This window comes from Amycolatopsis tolypomycina (genome assembly GCF_900105945.1).
GTDB lineage: Bacteria > Actinomycetota > Actinomycetes > Mycobacteriales > Pseudonocardiaceae > Amycolatopsis > Amycolatopsis tolypomycina.
In genome coordinates, this window is the sequence record NZ_FNSO01000004.1 from 2,428,156 (window position 1) to 2,447,007 (window position 18,852).

The window sequence follows — 18,852 nt, forward strand, 5'->3', positions numbered from 1 at the left end:
CCCGACCCGGGCTCCGGTCCTGACCTGAGCGAGGGTCCTGCCCCGAGCCGCGGCCCCGACCCGTCAGGGCCGGATCCACAGGTCACGGCGGCTCGCCAGGAGCACCCGGCCGTCCGGGAGGCGTAGTGCGGCGCTGACCGGGTCCTCCGGACAGCCGAGTTCGCCGCGCTGCCAGCCGGTGGCGTCGAGCGTCCAGACGACCGAGCAGGTCCGGCTCGAGCCGAGCCGGTCCCGCTCGGCGTATTCCCCCACCAGCACCGGCTTGCCCGCCTTGTCGAGCGTGCCGCCGCTGATGCGGCCGTCGCCCAGCGTTGCGTGGTCCTGGAGCTGCCAGTTGCCGGGTTCGCCGGTCACGATCAGGGGGCCGGCTGCGGACAGCCCGGCCAGCAGCCACTTTCCGCCGGTCCTCAGCACCGTGGTGACGACGACGTCACTCGCCCGCACCGGGACCTCCGACACCGTCCACGTCTCGCCCGCGTCCTCGGAGGCCCACACCCGCGCGCCCGAGCCTGCGGAGCCGGCCACGAGGACCCGGTCACCCTCGGCCGCGATGGCGCGGGGCTCCCAGTAGGCCGGCCGGTCCCGTGGCAGCTCGATCTCGTGCGCGGTGCGGCCCTCGTCCCCGGACACCCACGCGACCGGTTGGGCCTTACCACCGGGATTGTCGCGGACGCCGACGCCGACCAGGTTCCGGCCCGCGCGGACCAGCGCCCGCGCCCACCAGCCGGAGCCGGGCTGGAAGAGCCGGACGACCGCGCCGGAGCGGTCCCGCCGGGAGAACCACGGGCCGAGCCCGATCAGGGACCCGTCCGGGCCCGGTACGGCCGCGACGACGGCGAAGGCGGCCTGCTCGGGGACCTGGTTCGGCACCTGGTCGAGCACGAGCCGGGTGCAGCCGTCCGTGCCCAGCCAGGTCGGCGGGACGTGGCCGCCGTTGCCGTCCGGATACCGGAGGAAGCCGAGCACGCAGCCGCCGGCCGGGACCAGCGTCAGCCGGCCGCCGTAGGCCGAGCTCGAGGCCTGCGGCGCCGGGTGCTGGACCGCGCCGGGGCGCACGGCGAAACCCAGCGCGCCGACCGGGTCACCGGGTGGCAGGTGTCCGGGGTAGCAAGCCGCGAGCGCGGCCAGCGACAGCGCCAGGATTCCCCCGAGTCTTCTCATGAGCGGGAACCCTGCCAGCGGAAGGTCACGTTCCAGCCGCGCGCGGGTGCGGGTTCGGCATGGGTGATGGGCCCGCCGCCAGGGGTATTGGCAGCGGACCCACCACGTTCGGAGACCCTACGCTTAAGTGCCCCAATGATGTGGCAGTTAGGCGTAGGGTCGCAGAGTGGCCGCCAAGTGGGCCAGGGTGACGTCCTCCTGCTCCAGCACCGCGAAGTGCCCGCCGTCCAGGACGTGCCCGCGGAACGGCCGCACCGTCTGCTCCCGCCACGCCAGCACCGACTCCACGCTCGCGCGCACGTCCGACGTGCTCGCCAGCGCCGTCACCGGCACCTCCAGCGGCGGCCCGGCCACGTACCCGTAGGTGTTCTTCACCGTCAGGTCCGCCCGGATCGGCGGCAGGATGAGCCGCAACACCCGCGGGTCGTTGAGGAACACCTCCGGCGTCCCACCCAACGTGCGCAGCAGGGAGACGATCTCCGCGTCGCCCATGCCGGCCACGATCGGGTCGTCCGGCGTCAGCCACTGCGGGGCCGGGCAGCCCGAGACCACCAGGTGCACCGGCAGCGAAGCACCGCGGCGGGCGATCTCGCGCACCAGCTCGAACCCGACCAGCGCCCCCAGGCTGTGGCCGTACACCGCGTACGGCGCCCCGTCGGACGACAGCACGAAGTCCGCCAGATCGGCGACGTACGAAGACATCGACGTGTGCGGCGTGTCCCGCTGGCGCGTCTCCCGGCCGGGCGGCTGGAGCGGGCACACCGTCACCCCGGGCAGCCGGCCGATCCACGACCGGAACGCCGACGCCGAGCCGCCCGCGTGCGGCAGGCAGTAGAGCCGCACGTTCCCCGCGGTCGCGGGGAACGGCAGCCAGCGGCTCGCGACGGCCGTCGTCACGACTCCACCTCGAGCGTCACGTACCCCGGCGGCTCCTGGATCTCGGCGAGGTCCGCCGCCAGCACCACGTGCGCGCCCTCGCGCGAAACCTCGCGGAACCCGCTGAACGCGTAGGTGATCTGCATCATCCGGTTGCGGCCGGTCTCGACGAAGTCCGCGCGCAGTCCCGCGCCCGCCGCGCGGGCCAGGCCCATGACGTGGCCCAGCAGCACCGTCCCGACCCCGCGTGACATCACCCGGCACGACATCAGCATCATGTTCAGGCGCCAGTCCGGCGAGCCCTTTTCCAGCAGCGCCAGGCCGATCTTGCCGTAGGAACCGAACTTGTCGGTCAGCGACGCCACCAGCAGCACGTGGTCGGAAGACGAGCGCAACGCGTCCAGCTCGTCGTAGGAGTACGTCCGCCCGGTCGAGTTGAGCTGGTTGGTGCGGACCGTCAGCTCCTCCGCCCGCTGCAGGTCCTCCCGCCGGGCCGGCGCGATGGTGAACCGCAGGTCCAGGCTCGCCAGGAAGTCCTCGCCGGTGCCGGCGAAGTCCGCCTCGACGTCGTCGCGGGCGAGCTGGCTGAAGTACATCCCGCGCCGCTGCGCCGACTCGTCGGTGACGAACCGCGGCGCGAACTCCGGGCGCCGCAGCACCTCGTCGGCTTCGAGAATGTCCACAGTGGTCACCTGTGGCAGCGCGAAGGACACCTCGGCACGCTCGAACTCCTGGTCGTCGACGAACGCGAACGCGTCCGGCCCCAGGTTGAGCTTCTGGGCGATCTGCCCGATCGACACCGACTTCGCGTTCCACGAGATGCGCGGGAACAGGAAGTACTCGTCGAGCCCGAACTCGCGCAGCTTCGCCATCGCGGCTTCGTGATCGTTCTTGCTGGCGACCGAGTGCAGCACGCCCATCGCGTCGAGGCGCTTGACGTGCTCGACCACCCACGGCCGCAGCCGGACGTCGCCGTCCTCCAGGAGAACCCCGTCCCAGACGGTGTTGTCGAGGTCCCACACCACGCACTTGATCTTGCCCTGGACCGGCTTGACGGGTGCCGGGGAAAGGAGACTGGTCACGGTACCTGCTTCCGGTAGGCCTCGGCGGCGATGGTCATCCGCTGGATCTCGGTGCTGCCCTCGATGATCTCCATGACCTTCGAGTCCCGGTAGAACCGGGCCACGGGGTAGTCCGTGCTGCAGCCGTTGGCGCCGTGCACCTGCACGGCCTCCGACGCGTGGCGAGCGGCCGCGACCGACGCGAAGTACTTCGCCACCCAGGTGGCCATGATCGTGGCCGAGTCGCCGCGGTCCTTGAGCCGGCCGGCCTCGGCCAGCAGCAGCCGGGCCGCGCGGACGTCGGTGACCATGTCCGACAGCTTCGCCTGGATCAGCGGCAGGTCCTTGAGCGGCGTGCCGCCGACCGTGCGCCGGCTCGTGTAGTCCGCGCACGCGTCGGCGCAGGCCTGGATGATGCCCACCGACCCGGCCGCGACGCTGTAGCGGCCGAGGTCGAGCGTGCCGGTGAGGACCATGCCGGAGGCGAACCCGCTCGGCCCGAGCAGGGCGTCCGGACCCAGCCGGACGCCGTCGAAGGAGATCGACGCCAGCATCGACGACCGCGTCCCGAGGATGTCGTCGATCGGGGTGACCGTGACGCCGGGTGCGTCGCGCGGCACGAGCAGCGCGATCGTGCTGGCCGGGCCCTTCGCGAAGACCAGGAAGAGATCCGCGCGCTGCCCGTTGGTGGTCCACTTCTTGAGGCCGTCGAGCCGCCAGCCGTCGCCTTCGGGGGTGGCCGTGGTGGTGATCGCGGCCGTGTCGCTGCCCGCCCCGGGCTCGGACAGGCAGAACGCGCCGAGGACGCGTCCGCTCGCCAGCTCCGGCCCCCACCGGTGTTGCTGCGCCTCGGTGCCGAAGCGCAGCAACGCCCAGGAGAGCATGGTGTGCACGGTCAGCAGGCTGCGCACCGACGAGCAGCCGCGGCCGACCTCCTCGTGGATCTCCCCGAGGGTGACCATGTCGAGGCCGAACCCGCCGAGCGCGGGCGGCAGGAACGGCGCCCACAACCCAGCGCGCGCCAACCCATCTAAGAGGTCTTCGGGGATCTGCCCGGCTTTGTCCCACGCGTCGGCGAAGGGGACGATGTGCTCGTCCACGAAGGCCCGCGCGGCCTCGCGGCCGGGCGCGCGGACCGCGGTGAGTACCTCCGGCACGGCTCAGCCCACCGTCGCGGCCGGGCGCAGGCGGCCGACCAGCTCGGTCATCGCCGCCGCGGTGCGGAAGTTGTCGATCCGCAGCTCCTCGTTGGGGATGGTGACGGCGAACGTCTTCTCCAGGTGCATCACCAGCTCCATGGCGAACAGGGAGTTGATGTAGCCGAGGGAGAAGATGTCCTCGGTCGCGGTGATCTCGGCCTGCGGGAAGCGGCCGGTGATGAAGGCGAGGATGTCGCCGGTGGTCTCGGACATGGTGGTTCTCCTTCTGTGTCTGGAAAAATCAGCTGTAGGTGTAGAAGCCGCGGCCGGACTTGCGGCCGTGCAGGCCGGCGTCGGTCATCTGCTTGAGCAGGGGGCAGGGGCGGTACTTGGAGTCGGCGTAGTGCTCGTAGAGCACCTCGACGCTGTAGAGGATCGTGTCGACGCCGATCAGGTCGGCGGTCTCCAGCGGGCCCATCGGGTGGCCGAAGCAGCCGCGGAACACCTCGTCGACGGACTCGGCGGTGGCGACGCCCTCGTGCACCAGGTAGGCGGCCTCGTTGACGGTCAGCATGAGCACGCGGTTGGACACGAAGCCCGAGGCGTCCTTCACGTCGACCCAGCGCTTGCCGATGCTGGTCAGCAGCTCGCGGGTGCGCAGGATCGTCTCCGGCGTCGTGTGGAAGCCCGGGATCAGCTCGACGACAGGCTTCTGGGGCACCGGGTTCATGAAGTGCACGCCGATGACGCGTCCGGGATTGCGACCGACCGACGCGATCCGGGTGATCGGCACGGCCGAGGTGTTGGCGATGATCACCGTGTCCGGGCCGCAGACCTCGTCGAGCTCGGCGTGCACGGCGGCCTTGATGTCCCAGTCCTCGGTCACGTTCTCGACGAGGATCTCGGTCTTGTCCAGCGCGGCCAGGCCGACCGCGGTGGTGATCCGGGCGAGGATCTCGTCCGCGTCGAGCGCGGGGCCGCCCATGAGCCGGCTGAGCCGGCAGTTGCGCGTGATCGCGGCCCGCGCCTCCTCGAGGATGCGCTCGTCCTTGTCGACGAGCACGACCTCGTGGCCGGCGGCGGCGAAGTCCTGGGCGACGCCGATGCCCATGACGCCGGCGCCCACCACTCCCGTGACTGCCATGACTGTTCCCTTTCTGCTGTGCGGAGGTTGTCGTTCAGGCCCGGCGCCGTCGGGCGGCCGCGGCCTTGATGCCGGAGCGGCGCAGCTGTCCCTGCGCCTGGCTGTCCGGTGCGGGTTCGGGGGTCTCCGGGCCGCCGGCGGCGATCTTCGCGAGCGCGGCGACGGTCGGGGCCTCGTGGATGATGTGCGGCGGCAGTTCCGCGTCCGGGAACGCCGTGCGCAGCGTGGCCAGCAGCGAGATGCCGAGCAGGGACGTGCCGCCGAGCTCGAAGAAGTTGTCGGCCGCGCCGACGCGGTCCAGGCGCAGCGCGTCGCACCACGCCTCGGCCACGGCGCGTTCGGCGTCGCCCTCGGGCTCCTGGAACGGTGTGACGAGGTCCGGCCGCGGGTGCCGGTCGGCGGTCGAGCCGCCGTGCGCGGCCGACGTCACGGCGTCGACGCTGAACCGGGCCGCCACGTTGGTCACGGCCGGGAGGTCCTGGGTGGAGACGACGACGTGCGGTTCGCCCGAGGCCAGTGCCCGCAGCAGCGTGCGCCAGCCCTGCTCGAAGTCGATGCCGAACTTGGCGCGGTGCTCCCGGAAGTAGGTCTGGATGTCCTCCTCGTACCCGGAAAGCCCTTCGTCCCAGGCGTTCCAGGTCCACTCGCCCCAGGAGATCGACACCGTGCGGCCGCCGTGGTGCGCGGCGTAGGCGTCGAGCCACGCGTTGCCGGCGCAGTAGTCGACCTGGCCGGGACCACCGCCGGTGACCGACGTGATCGAGGAGAACAGCGCGAGGAAGTCGAGGTCCAGCCCTTCGGTGGCCGCGCTGAGCGCCCGCGACCCGGGCAGCTTGGGCGCGAGGACCTGGTCGGCGTCGCCGGGCTCCTTGAACTGCATGAGCCCGGTGCCCGGCACGCCCGCGGTGTGCAGGATGCCGTGCAGGCCCCCGAACCGCTCGACGGCCACGGCGACCGCGCGCCGGACGTCTGCCTCCTCGGCGACGTCGCCTTCGACGACCACCACTTCACCGCCGAGGGCCTCGATCTCCTGCACGCGGGCGACGCGGTCGCGGATCGTGCCGGGCACCTCGTCGGTGCCGTCGGCGATCCCGGCCCAGCGCTCGCGCGGCGGGAGACCGCGGCGGCCGAACAGCACCAGCTTCGCGTGGCTGTCGCGGGCCAGCCGCCCGGCCATCGCCAGCCCGATCCCGCCGAGGCCGCCGGTGATCAGGTAGACGCCCTGGTCGCGCAGGACGCCCGCCGCCTGCTCGATCGGGTGCGGCGCCAGGACCTCGTAGCCGGGCAGCCAGCGCCGCGACCCGCGGAGCGCGACCGTGCGGCCGGGCGCGGGGCGGTGCAGTTCGGCGACCACCGCGGCGGCGCCGGCGGCCGCGTCGACGTCGATCAGTCGCGTTTGGACACCGGGGTACTCCATCGGGATCACGAGGTTCGGCCCGGTGAGCGTGGCCGCGTCGGGCCGCAGCTCACCGTCGTGCAGGACGCGCTGGGTGCCCGTGGCGGCCAGGTCCAGGGTCCAGCCGCCGAGGCCCAGCTCGCCGGCGGCGCGGGCCAGCGCGACGAGCGTGTGCAGGCCGAGCAGCAGGGAGTCGTCGTCGAGGTTCCACAGGTGGACGACGCGGTCGAGGCGGGTGCCGCCGCGTTTGAGGTCGCGCAGCAACGCCAGCAGGTCGTCGACGTCGCCGGGGCGGACGGTGGCGTCCGGGCCCGGCCGGTACCCCGCGCCCGGCCGGACCACGGTCACCGGGTCGCCGGTGCGGCGGATCCCGTCGAGGACGTCTTCGGCGCGGCCGGGCCGGGCGAAGACGAGCCAGGACGCGGGCCGCGGCGTGGCGGGCGCGGCCGAGGTCTGGCGCCAGGTGGGCAGGCTGATCCACTGCTCCTCCGGCAGCAGCGGGATCCGGTCGAACTCCTCCAGCGGGCCGTCCGCGGGCGTCTCGACCCGGGCCGTCCCGGTGGCCGGCTTCGCCTCGATCCAGTAGCGCTGCCGCTGGAAGGGGTAGGTCGGCAGCGGCACCCGGCCGGGGGCGGTGCCGCGGTAGACCGGGGTTGCCGTGCCGCGGCCGTGGTAGGCGGACCAGTCGAGGCCGGCGCCGAGCAGCCAGAGCCGGGCCAGGCCGTCGGTGAGCACCTCGTCGGCCGGCCGCGGGTCGTCCGCGGCCGGGAGCGTGGCGGTGATCAGCGGCCAGCGGCTCGCCGGGCTCAGCCCGCGCAGCAGCGCGCCCAGTGACGGCCCGGGGCCGATCTCCACGACGGCCAGGTGCTCGTCGGCGAGGAGTTCGGTGGCCGCGTCGGCGAACCGGACCGTCTCGCACATGTGCCGCGCCCAGTACGCCGGGTCGGTGACCAGCTCGGCGGTCGCCTGGCCGCCGGTGACGTTGGACAGGTAGGGCAGCTCGGGCGCGCTGAGCGTGATGTTCGCGGTGATCCACGCGGTCAGCTCCGCCGCGGCCGGCGCCAGCATCCGCGAGTGGAACGCGTGGCTGGTGCGCAGCGGGCGGCACGGGACATCTTCGTTCCGCAGGTCCTGGGCAAGCCGCTCGACGGCCGTTGTTTCCCCGGCCACCACGACCAGGTCCGGGCCGTTCACCGCGGCGATGTCGAGGCCCGCGAGGTCGAAGCGCGTCTCCAGCTCGGTGACCGGCAGCGGCACCGCGGCCATCGCCCCGCCCGGCAGCGCGGCGATCAGCTCCGCGCGCTTGGCGACCAGCGCGAGGGCGTCGTCGAGGGAGAGGACCCCGGCCAGGCACGCGGCGACGTACTCGCCGAGGCTGTAGCCGAGCATCGCGGCGGGCCGCAGCCCCCAGTCCATGAGGGTCCGGGCCAGGGCGTAGTCCACGGCGAACATCAGCGGCTGCGCGAGTTCGGTGCGCTGCAGCTGCTCGGCGCGCGGGTCGGCGTCCCCGCCACGGCCGAGCAGCGCGGCCAGGCTCGGCCCGCCGCCGCGTTCGCCGGTGACGAGGTCGCCGTCGACGTGCCCGAGGCAGTCGTCGAGGTGGGCGCGGAACACCGGCTCGCGCCGGTACAGCTCGCCGACCAGGCCGGGGTACTGCTCGCCGACGCCGGCGAACAGGAACGCCACCGGCCGGTCCTGCACCGGTTCCACCCGGGTCGCGGGGGCCGCCAGTGCGGCGACCGCACTGTCCACATCGGACGCCACGACGGCGCGCCGGTGTTCGAACGTCTTGCGCCCCTCTTGGAGGGTGAAGGCGACGTCGGCCAGCCGCGCGTCCGGCGTACCGGCGAGGTGCTCGCCGAGCCGGCGGGCGGCCGCGTCCGCGGCGTCGGCGGTGCGGGCCGAGACCGGCAGGACCTGGTAACGGCGTTCGGTGTCCGGGTCGCCCGGGATCGTGGCGGGCCGGTCGGGCGGCTGTTCGACGACGACGTGCACGTTGGTGCCTCCCATGCCCAGCGAGTTCAGCCCGGCGATCCGGGGACGGCCGACGTCGGTGTGCCACGGCGCGAGTTCGGCGGCCACCCGGAACGGGCTGTGCGCGAAGTCGATCTCCGGGTTCGGCGCGGTGTAGTGCAGCGTCGGCGGGATCAGGCCCTCGCGGACCACCAGCGACGCCTTGATCAGCCCGGCCGTGCCCGCGGCGCGGTCGAGGTGCCCGACGTTGGGCTTCACCGAGCCCAGGGCGCAGTACTGTTTTTCGGCGGTGTCCCCGAACGCCCGGGTCAGCGCGGCGACCTCGATCGGGTCGCCGAGCTCGGTCGCGGTGCCGTGGGCCTCGACGTACCCGACGTCCTCGGCGGCGACCCGCGCGTCGGCCATGGCGTCGGCGATCACCCGCGACTGCCCGCCCACGCTCGGCGCGGTGTAGCCGACCTTGAGCGCGCCGTCGTTGTTCATCGCCGAACCGCGGATCACCGACCAGATGTGGTCGCCGTCGCGCAGGGCAGCGCCGAGCTTCTTGAGGACGACGACGGTGGCGCCGTCGCCGAACATGCTGCCGTGGGCCTGGGCGTCGAAGGTGCGCACGTGCCCGTCCGGCGACTCCTGGCCGCCGGGGGAGTGCAGGTGCCCGATCCGGTCGGGCACGCGGACCGAGACCCCGCCGGCCAGCGCCATCTCGCAGTCGCCCGCCCGCAGGCTGCGCATCGCCGTGTGCACCGCGACCAGCGACGTCGAGCAGAACGTCTGCACCGCCATGCTCGGGCCGCGCAGGTCGAACAGGTAGGACACGGTGGTGGTGAGGGCGTCCTTGTCGTTGCCCATGACCAGCTCGTAGATGCTGGCGTCGGCGTCGGAGGTGAACTGCCCGGCGATGCCCAGCAGGTACGTCGAGAGGTTGCAGCCGCCGAAGACGCCGACCCGGCCGCGCTCACCGGGCTTCGCGTACCCGGCCTGTTCGAGGGCTTCCCAGCAGACCTCCAGGAACAGCCGCTGCTGCGGGTCGGTCAGCGCGGCCATGCGCGGGCTGAGGCCGAAGAACCCGGCGTCGAAGCCGGTGACGTCGTCGAGCACGGGCCGCGCCGGCACGTACGCCGGGTCCCGGACCTGCGCCGGGTCGACGCCCGCGGCGATGAGCTCGTCCGGGGTGAAGAAGGTGATCGACTCGACGCCGTCGCAGAGGTTGCGCCAGAACTCGTCGATCGTCCCGGCGCCGGGGAACCGGCCGGCCATGCCGACGATGGCGATGTGCCGGTCGAGTTCGTCGTCGTCGGCGATGGTGGCGACGGGCGCGGTGACCTGGGCCGGTGCCTGGTCGTCGAGGGTGGTGGCGAGGGCTTGGACGGTCGGCAGTTCGAACAGGGTGACGGTGGGGATGGCGACGCCGAAGCGCTCCTTGACCAGGGCGAGCATCTGGAGGGCGAGCAGCGAGTTGCCGTTGAGGTCGAAGAAGTTGTCCCGGGTGCCGACGGGTTCGACGCCCAGCACGGACGACCACACCTCGGCCAGCCCGCGTTCGGTGGCGGTCATCGGCGGGGTGTAGGGCTGGGGCAGGTCGGGGCGCGGGAACCGGTCGGCGGTGGTGGTCGGGGTGGGCTTCGCCGCGCCGGGCAGCCGTTCGCCGAGCCCGCCGGCGGCGACGATCACGGCCGGGCCGGTGAGGCGGTCGAACGCTCCCAGCGCCTGGGCTCGGGTCATCGCGTGCTTGGCCATGGACGCGCCGAGCCGGGCATCGAGCCGTTCGAGGGTGCCGGGCCAGGTGTCCCAGGCGGCGGCGATCCAGCCGGGGCGGCCGTGGGCCTCGGCGAGCAGCGCGGCGTTGGCGGCGGCGTAGCTGCCGAAGGTGACACCGCCGAGCAGCGCCGAGGTGGAGGAGAAGAGCACTGTCCACTCGGGACGCTCGGGCAGCTCGTCCAGGACCGCGGCCAGCACGCGGGCCCCACCGACCTTGGCGCCGAAGTGCCGGGCGACGGCCGCTTCGTCCACTTCGGACAGCGGCCGGAACCCGGCGGGGCCGGAGTCGGCGGCGGCGTGCACGATGCCGTCGAACCGGTGTTCGGCGAACAGCGCGCGGACGGCGGCGGGGTCGGTGACGTCCACGCGCGGGGTGTGGACCTCGGCGCCCAGGGCGCGGAGCCGGGCCACGGCCGCGTCGGTGCCTCCGCCGCGGCTGGCCAGGACGAGCTTGCCCGCCCCGCGGGTGGCGAGGTGTTCGGCGACGGTGAGGCCGACACCGCCGAGGCCACCGGTGACGAGGTAGCTGCCGCCGGCGCGGATTCCGGGCGCGGCGGCGGGTTCGGCGGGCCGATAGCCGGGAACGAGCCGCTGATCCCCCCGGTAGGCGACGAGCGGAGTGCCGGGAACCCGCAGTTCGGCGGCGAGCACGGCGGCGGCTTCGGCGGGACTGTGGGCGGCGTCGAGGTCGACGGTGCCGGCGTCCAGGTTCAGGTACTCCTGGTTCGCGACAACGGGAAGCACGCCAACGGCGGCCTGCGCGGGGCGCACCGGGCCGGGAGAGGAGAAGCCCGCCGGAGCCGTACGCCCCAAGCGCCCCAATGTGGCGTTCGGTGCGTTGGACGCACCCAATGTGGCGTTCGGTGCGTTGGACGCACCCAATGTGGCGTTCGGTGCGTCTGACGCAACCAACGCCACATTGGGGCGCATTGCCGGGCCGCGGTCGACGGACTCCGGACGCGCGACACCCGCCGCCTGTCCTGCCCGGGTCGCCACCAGCACCCGCACCGCGCGTGAGCCGTCGCCCGCCGCCGCGGCCAGGGTGCGGGAGACCGCGTGCACCGCCGCCACGTCGTCGTCCACGTCCAGGACCGACAGGTCCACCACCGTGTCCGCCTCGGCCACGTCCACCACGTCGTCGAGCAGCGCCGTCAGTGCCGCGGCCACCCCGCCCGAGTCCGGCAGGATCGCCACGCGGCCCGTCGTCCCGGTCGCCGCCGCGGGGGCGGGCCGCCACGCCGGCGTCAGGAGCTGGACGTGCTCGTCCGGCTCCGCAGCGAGCTGCGGAACCGAAGGCGTCACCGTGCCCGGCGCGTCGATCCAGTACCGCGACCGCTGGAACGGGTACCCCGGCAACCCGACCCGCCGCGCGGCACGCCCGCCGCGGACGCCCGGCCAGTCGAGCTCCACCCCCGCCAGCCACAGCCGGCCGGCCGCTTCGGTCAGGGCCACCGACGCCGAAGCCGGGTCGTCGGCGCCCGGCAGCGTCGGGATCACCGACGCCCAGCGCGACGGCGCGCACGCCCGGTGTCCCCGCACCATCGCACCCAGCGACCGGCCAGGGCCCAGCTCCAGCAGCACCGTGTCTTCGTCGGCCAGCACCGTGGCCAGGACGTCGTCGAACCGGACCGGCGCGCACAGGTGCTCGGCCCAGTACCCGGGTTCGGGCGCCTCGGTGACCAGCTCGCCGGTCACGTTCGACACGTACGGGATCGCGGGCGCGGACAGCGTGACGTTCTCGGACACCCACGCCGTCAGCTCGTCGCGCAGCGAGGCGAGCTGCCGCGAGTGGAAGGCGTGCGTGGTGGCCAGCGGCCGGCACGGGATGTCACCCAGCGACGCCCGCAGCGCCTCGACGGCGGACGCCGTGCCGGACACGACGGTCAGCTGCGGCCCGTTCAGCGCGGCGACGTCGAGGTCCAGGCCCTCGATCCGGGCCCGCACGTCCTCGACGGGCAGCGGCACGGCCGCCATCGCCCCACCCGGCAGCCCCGCGATCAGCTCGGCCCGGTACGTCACCAGCGCGAGCGCGTCCTCGAGCGAGAGCACCCCGGCCAGGCACGCGGCGACGTACTCGCCGAGGCTGTAGCCGGCCAGCACCGCCGGCTCGACGCCCCACGAGCGCACCAGCTGCGCCAGCGCGTACTCGACGGCGAACAACGCCGGGTGCAGCACCTCGGTGCGGTCGCCCGCGCGGTCACCGCGCCCGCCGCGGCCCAGCAACGCGGCCAGCCCGCCCGAGCCTTCCCGCGCGCCGAGCATCTCGTCCAGGACGGACGTCCCCAGCAGCGCGCGGCAGCGGTCCAGCTCGGCCCGGAACACCGGCGCGGTCTCGTAGAGCTCCGCGGCCAGGCCCGGGTACTGCTCGCCCGTGCCCGCGATGAGGAACCCGACGCGACGGCCGGTGCCCGCGTCGCTCGAAGCCGACGCCGCCCCCGAAGCCAGCAGCCGGGCCGCTTCGCCTGCCGAATCCGCGACCAGCATCCGCCGGTGGCCGAACGTCGTGCGTCCACTTTGGAGCGTGTGGGCGACGTCGGCGAGCGCGTCGCCCGAGTCCGAGAGGTGGGCGGCGAGGTTCGCGGTCGCCGCGTCGGCGGCGGCGGCCGAGCGCGCCGACCACACGAGCAGCTCGGGGCCGGTCGCCGTCGTGGGGGAGAGCAGCGGCGCCTCCTCCAGCACGACGTGGGCGTTGGTGCCGCCGATGCCGAACGCGCTGACGCCGGCGCGGCGCGGGGTGTCCGTGCGCGGCCACGGCGTGCGCTCGGTGACCACGGTCAGCTCGGCGCCGCCCGCGGTGAGCTGCGGGTTGGGCGTGCCGAGGTTGCGCGTCGGCGGGATCTCCTCGTGGTGCAGGGACAGGGCCGCCTTGATCAGGTTCGTGACCCCGGCGGCGCGGTCGAGGTGCCCCACGTTCGTCTTCACCGAGCCGATCCGCAGCGACTGGCCCGCGAACACCTGCTGCAAGGCGGCGATCTCGGCCGCGTCGCCCAGGGCGGTGCCGGTGCCGTGCGCCTCGACGTACCCGATGTCCGCCGGCTCCAGCCCGGCCGCCGCGAGCGCCTCGGCGATCACGGTGGCCTGGCCTTCGACGCCGGGCGCGGTGAAGCCGACCTTGCGGCCGGCGTCGTTGTTGACCGCCCAGCCGCGCAGCACCGCGAACACCCGGTCGCCGTCGGCGAGCGCGTCCTCCAGGCGGCGCAGCGCCACCACGCCGACGCCGCCGCCGAGCGGGGCACCGAGGCCCGCGGCGTCGAACGCGCGGCACTCGCCGTCCGGCGGCGCGATGCCGCCCTGCTGGTAGAGGTAGCCGACGCGGTGCGGCACGCCGATCGACACGCCGCCGGCCAACGCGACGTCGCATTCGAAGTTCGCCAGGCTGCTCGCCGCGACGCACACCGCGACCAGCGACGTCGAGCACGCGCTCTGGACGGCGAACGCGGGGCCGGACAGGCCGAGCGTGTGCGAAACGCGGGTGGCGAGGGTGTCCTTGTCGTTGCCGAGGGCGATGGCGATCTCGCCCATCTCGCGGGCGGCGTTCGCCGGGGTGAGGTTGTGGGTCAGGTAGGTGCTCCACGCGCAGCCGGCGAACACGCCGATCGCGCCGTCGAACCGCGCCGGGTCGCACGCCGCGTCTTCCAGCGCGTGCTGGCTGTGCTCGAGGAACAGCCGGTGCTGCGGGTCGAGGATCTGGGCCTCCTTCGGGTTGATCCCGAAGAAGCCCGCGTCGAACTCCTCGACGCCGGTGACGACGGCGCCCGCCTTGACGTAGGCCGGGTCGCCGAGCCGGTCGGCGGGGACGCCCGCCTTCAGGAGCTCGTCGTCGGTGAAGCGGGTGATGCCGGAGCGGCCGGCGCGGACGGTCTCCCAGAGCGCGCCGACGTCGTCGGCGCCCGGGAAGCGGCCGGCCATGCCGACCACGGCGATGTCCGCGGGCGAGATGCTGCTGTCGGTCACGGTGTCCCTCATTTCCGGGTGCCGGCCAGGCGGCGGCGCTGGCCCCGCGCGGATCCGGTGGTGGCCGCCCGCGGGGCGGGGGCGTCGGTGTCGGTCAGTGCGGCGGCGAAGGCGGCCACGGTGGGGTGGCCGAAGAGGACGGCGGGCGCGATCGGGCGGCCGAGGCGCTTCTCCAGCGCCGCCACCATGGCCATGCCGACCAGCGAGTTGCCGCCGAGGTCGAAGAACGGGTCGTGCACGCCGACGGCGTCGATGCCCAGGAACTCGCCCCAGACACCGGCGATGTCGGTTTCCAGCTCGCCGCGCGGGGCGGCGTACTCGGTGCGCAACGGCGGCCTCGGGTACCGCGCCTGCGGCGCCGGTGCCGCTTCGAGGAGCCCGCCGAGGTCGTTGAGCGCGGCCAGCTCGCGGCGCGCCGCCGGCAGGTCCTGGCGCAGCGCGACGACCGTGCCGCGGACGCCGTTCCCGGCCAGCTTGTCGAGGATCGCGCAGCCGGCTTCGGCGGTGAAGCCGTAGCGGCGGCGGTAGGCGAGCCGGGCTTCGCCGGTGGCCGCGTCGGCCCAGGCGTCGTGCTGCCAGTGTCCCCACGCGACGGTGACGACCTGGGTGTCCGCAGTGGACAGTGCGGCGCCGTGGGCGTCGAGGACGCTGTTGGCGGCGCAGTAGTCGGCTTCGCCGATGCCGCCGACGACCGTGACGATCGAGGAGAACAGGACCAGCCGCCGCGGCCGGGCGGCGAGGAGCGGGCCGACCGCCTCGACCTTCGGGGCGAGGGTCCGGTGCATGTCCTCGGCGGTGCGGCGCTGGGCGAGCCCGCCACCGGGCAGGCCCGCGGCGTGCACGATCGAGTCGAACGGTCCTCCGGCTTCGTTCAGTGCCTTTCGCAGCTGATCGGGGTCGCCCACGTCGGCTTTGAGCACCAGCACCTCGGTGTTCAGTTCCGCGAGATCGCTCTTGTCCGCCTCGCCGCTGCGGCTGATCAGGATGAGCCGGCGGGCGCCGTGGCGGGCGAGGTGCTTCGCGACGATCATGCCGAGCCCGCGGGTGCCGCCGGTGATCACGTGCGTGCCGCCCCAGTCCGGGGTGACGTCGTCGAGCGTGATCTCGGTGTACTCCTGGAGCCGGCGGCGGCCGCCGCGCCAGCCGGTGAGCACCGGTTCTCCCGCGGCGTCGTCGGTCCACGGGCGGGCCAGCTCCTCCAGGAGGCACCCGGCCGGGGTGCCGGGTTCGACGTCGACGCCGCGCCACCGCAGGCCCGGGTACTCGGCGCGGACACCGCGGCCGAGGCCGTGCACTCCGGCCGCGTCCGGATCGGTCAGGTCGCCGCCGGTGATCTCGGCCGCGCCGGTGGTGACGGTCAGCAGGCGGACGTCGTGGCCGTCGAGGGCCTGGACGGTCCGGAGGAGGTCGTCGAAGCCGCCGTCGTGGACGACGTGGACCGGCTGCGGGAGCCGGGCCGGGTCGGTGCCGACGGTCAGGCCCGCCCGCGTGGCCAGCGCGGCGAGCTCGGGGTTCGTGGTGATCAGCGAGCCGTGCGGGGCGGCCGTGGGCCGGGTCGGGTCGAGCCGCCAGACGGGGGCGTAGAGCCGGCCCGACTCGGCGGCCGGCTCGGTCCGGGTGCGGGTCGCCGGGGGCCAGAACTTCGTGCGCTGGAAGGGATAGCCGGGCAGGCTCACGGTGCGGCCGCCGTTTCGCGGGATCTCGACGTCGACGCCGAGTTCCCACAGCCGCGCGAGGGTCTCCAGGAGCGCGATTCCCTCGGCGGGGCGGTCCTCGGCGGGCCAGGGTGCGGGGAGGGTGCCGAGCACGGCCGGGCGAGCGGCGGGGAGGTTCTGGCGGACGAGGCCGCCGAGCGTCTGGCCGGGGCCGAGCTCGACGTAGGCGTCGACGTCCTGGGCGGCGCAGTACCGGACGCCGTCGGCGAACCGGACGGGCCGGCACAGGTGCGCGGCCCAGTACTGCGGGTCGACGGCTTCGGCGTCGGTGAGCAGGGTGCCGGTCGCGTTCGAGACGATCGGGATCTCGGGTGCCTGCCGCGGCACGGAGGCGACCAGGCGCGCGAGCTCCTCGCGGGCGGGTTCCAGCAGGCTGGAGTGGAACGGGTGCGCCGAGCGCAGGACCCGGGCGGCGAGCCCGGCGTCCCTGAGGTGCCGGGCCGCGGCTTCGACGTCGTGCGGCGCTCCACTGAGGACGGTCATCTGCGGGCCGTTCAAGGCGGCGATGTCCGTCGCGGACGTCGTCGAGGCGGCAACCTGGTCGGCCCCGGCGGCGACGGCGAGCATCCGCCCGGCGGGTGCCTGCCCGATCAGCCGGGCCCGTCCGGTGACGACGTACAAGGCATCGGCGAGGGTGAAGACCCCGGCGAGGCAGGCGGCGACGTACTCGCCGAGGCTGTACCCGACGAGCAGGCCGGGCCGGACACCGCGGGCGGCGAGCAGCTGCGCGAGCGCGAACTCGACGGTGAAGAGCAGCGGGTGGGCGACCTCGGCGCGGTCGAGGAGTTCGTCTTCCGGGCTGTCGCCGAAGAACGACGAGCCGGTGGCCCGGGGCGCGGCGAAGAAGGCGCCCCGCAGGTCGACCCCACACCGTTCGGCGGCGATGGCACAGCACTCGTCGACGGCGGCGGCGAACACGGGTTCGTCACGGTAGAGCTGGGTGGCCAGGCCGCGGTACTGGTCGCCGACGCCGGGCAGGAGGAAGGCGACCTTCGGGGTGCCGGGCGCGCGGTGGACGCCGGGGGCCTGCGCCGCGGAGGTGAGCTGCCGGGCGGCATCGTCGAGGCTGGTGGCGACGACGGCCCGGCGGTGGTCGAGGTGGGCCCGCCCTTCGCGGAGAGTGTGCGCGAGGTCGGCGAGGGTCACCTCGGTGCGCTCGCTGAGCCGCGTGAGCTGCGCGCTCAGCGCGGCCGCCGACGCGGCCGAGACCGGGAGCAGCTCGGCAACCGGTCGTGAGTGGGAAGGCGGGTTGGAACGCGCGTTTTCACTCACGACCGGCTGCGGCAGGTCGGAAGCCGGCGCCGCCGCCAACACCAGGTGGGCGTTCGTGCCCGACCAGCCGAACGAACTCACCCCCGCCACCGCCGGGCGTCCCCGGTCCGGCAGCGGCGCCGGTGCCGCCGCCGGGCGCACCGCCGGGTTCGCCAGCACCTGCTCCGCCGGGTCGGTCATGTGCAGGTTCGCCGGCACTTCACCGTTCTCCAGCACCAGCACCGTCTTGATCAGCCCGGCGATCCCGGCCGCCGTGTGGGTGTGGCCGATGTTCGTCTTCACCGCCCCGACCGCGAGCGGCCGGGAAGCCGGCCGCTCGCCGAACACGTCGCCCAGCGCACCCAGCTCGATCTCGTCGCCCAGCGGTGTTCCCGAGCCGTGCGCCTCCAGGAAGTCGACGTCGCCCGGTTCGGCCGAGGCGTCGGCCAGCGCGCGGCGGATCACGTCGACCTGCGCGCCGCGGTTGGGTGCCGTCAGGCCGTTGCTGCGCCCGTCCTGGTTGACCGCCGAGCCGCGGATCACCGCGCGGATGCGGTGGCCGTCGCGCAGGGCGTCGGACAGGCGGGCCAGCAGCACCATCCCGCCGCCCTCGCCCATCATGTAGCCGTCGGCGCTCGTGTCGAACGTGTGGCAGCGGTCGGTCGGCGACAGCAGCGCGTTGCGGCTGCTGTAGACGTACAGGAACGGGTGCAACGCCAGGAACCCGCCACCGGCGAGTGCGTAGTCGCACTCGCCCGCCCGCAGCGCGCGGGCCGCCAGGTGCGCCGCGACCAGCGTCGACGAACAGGCCGTGTCCAGGGAGAACGCCGGTCCGCGCAGGTCGAAGTGGTAGGCCAGCCGCCCGGCGACGACGCTGGCGAGGCTGCCCTGCCCCATGTACGGGTCCGCGTACACGCCGGTGCCTTCGCGCTCCGCCTCGACCTGGCCGTACTGGAACGCGTCGGAGAACCCGAGCAGCACGCCGGTGCGGCTGCCCCGCAGCCGCGGCGCCGGCGTGCCCGCGTCGTCCATCGCCTCCCACGCCAGCTCCATCAGCAGCCGCTGCTGGGGGTCCATCCGCAGCGCCTCCTGCGGGGCGTAGCCGAAGAACCCGGCGTCCCAGCCGTCCACTTCGGACAGGAAGGCGCCGCGGCGGCCGGTGCCGGGCGCGTGGTCGAACCGGCCGTCGGGCACGTCGCCGACTTCGGCGGCGCGGCCCTCGCGCAGCAGCCGCCAGTACGCGTCGACGTCGGGCGCGCCGGGGAACCGGCACGCCATGCCGAGCACGGCGATGGGCTCGCTCTCGCGGGCCTCGTACTCGGCCAGCCGGCGGCGCGCGCCCGCGAGCTCGACCGTCGCCCGCTTCAGGTAGTCGCGAAGCTTGTCTTCGCCGGTCATAACCGAACTCCTGTCCGTTCGCAAA

At 74.2% G+C, this 18,852-nt stretch carries 8 protein-coding genes; all 8 read right to left on the reverse strand.

All coding sequences use genetic code 11. The features are described from left to right. Positions 1-63: 63 nt before the first annotated feature. The 8 genes from BLW76_RS21245 to BLW76_RS21280 all read right to left on the reverse strand — a co-directional run bounded on the left by BLW76_RS21245 (position 64) and on the right by BLW76_RS21280 (position 18,827). Positions 64-1,161, reverse strand: a complete 1,098-nt coding sequence (locus BLW76_RS21245) for a hypothetical protein (protein ID WP_091310066.1) — start codon at positions 1,159-1,161, stop codon at positions 64-66. Positions 1,162-1,308: 147 nt separating this feature from the next. Beyond that, entirely contained in the window at positions 1,309-2,058 is a 750-nt protein-coding gene (locus BLW76_RS21250; RefSeq protein ID WP_091310069.1) for a thioesterase II family protein, read from the reverse strand. Then, complete coding sequence (locus BLW76_RS21255; protein ID WP_091310071.1) at positions 2,055-3,119, reverse strand: HAD-IIIC family phosphatase; 1,065 nt, start codon at positions 3,117-3,119, stop codon at positions 2,055-2,057. The genes BLW76_RS21250 and BLW76_RS21255 overlap by 4 nt, the downstream gene beginning before the upstream one ends. Further along, positions 3,116-4,255 (reverse strand): acyl-CoA dehydrogenase family protein, encoded by a 1,140-nt coding sequence (locus BLW76_RS21260; protein WP_091310073.1) that lies wholly within the window; start codon positions 4,253-4,255, stop codon positions 3,116-3,118. Before BLW76_RS21260 ends, BLW76_RS21255 begins: the two co-directional genes overlap by 4 nt. Before the next feature lie 3 nt (positions 4,256-4,258). Continuing rightward, on the reverse strand, positions 4,259-4,510 hold the full coding sequence (locus BLW76_RS21265; RefSeq protein WP_003066161.1) for an acyl carrier protein: 252 nt from the start codon (positions 4,508-4,510) through the stop codon (positions 4,259-4,261). 28 nt (positions 4,511-4,538) lie between these two features. After that, entirely contained in the window at positions 4,539-5,381 is an 843-nt protein-coding gene (locus tag BLW76_RS21270; RefSeq protein WP_091310075.1) for a 3-hydroxyacyl-CoA dehydrogenase family protein, read from the reverse strand. 34 nt (positions 5,382-5,415) lie between these two features. Beyond that, positions 5,416-14,463: a type I polyketide synthase gene (locus tag BLW76_RS21275; protein ID WP_208613348.1), complete on the reverse strand. Its 9,048-nt coding sequence runs from the start codon at positions 14,461-14,463 to the stop codon at positions 5,416-5,418. Positions 14,464-14,471: 8 nt separating this feature from the next. Further along, on the reverse strand, positions 14,472-18,827 hold the full coding sequence (locus BLW76_RS21280; RefSeq protein WP_091310080.1) for a type I polyketide synthase: 4,356 nt from the start codon (positions 18,825-18,827) through the stop codon (positions 14,472-14,474). Between the last annotated feature and the right edge of the window lie 25 nt (positions 18,828-18,852).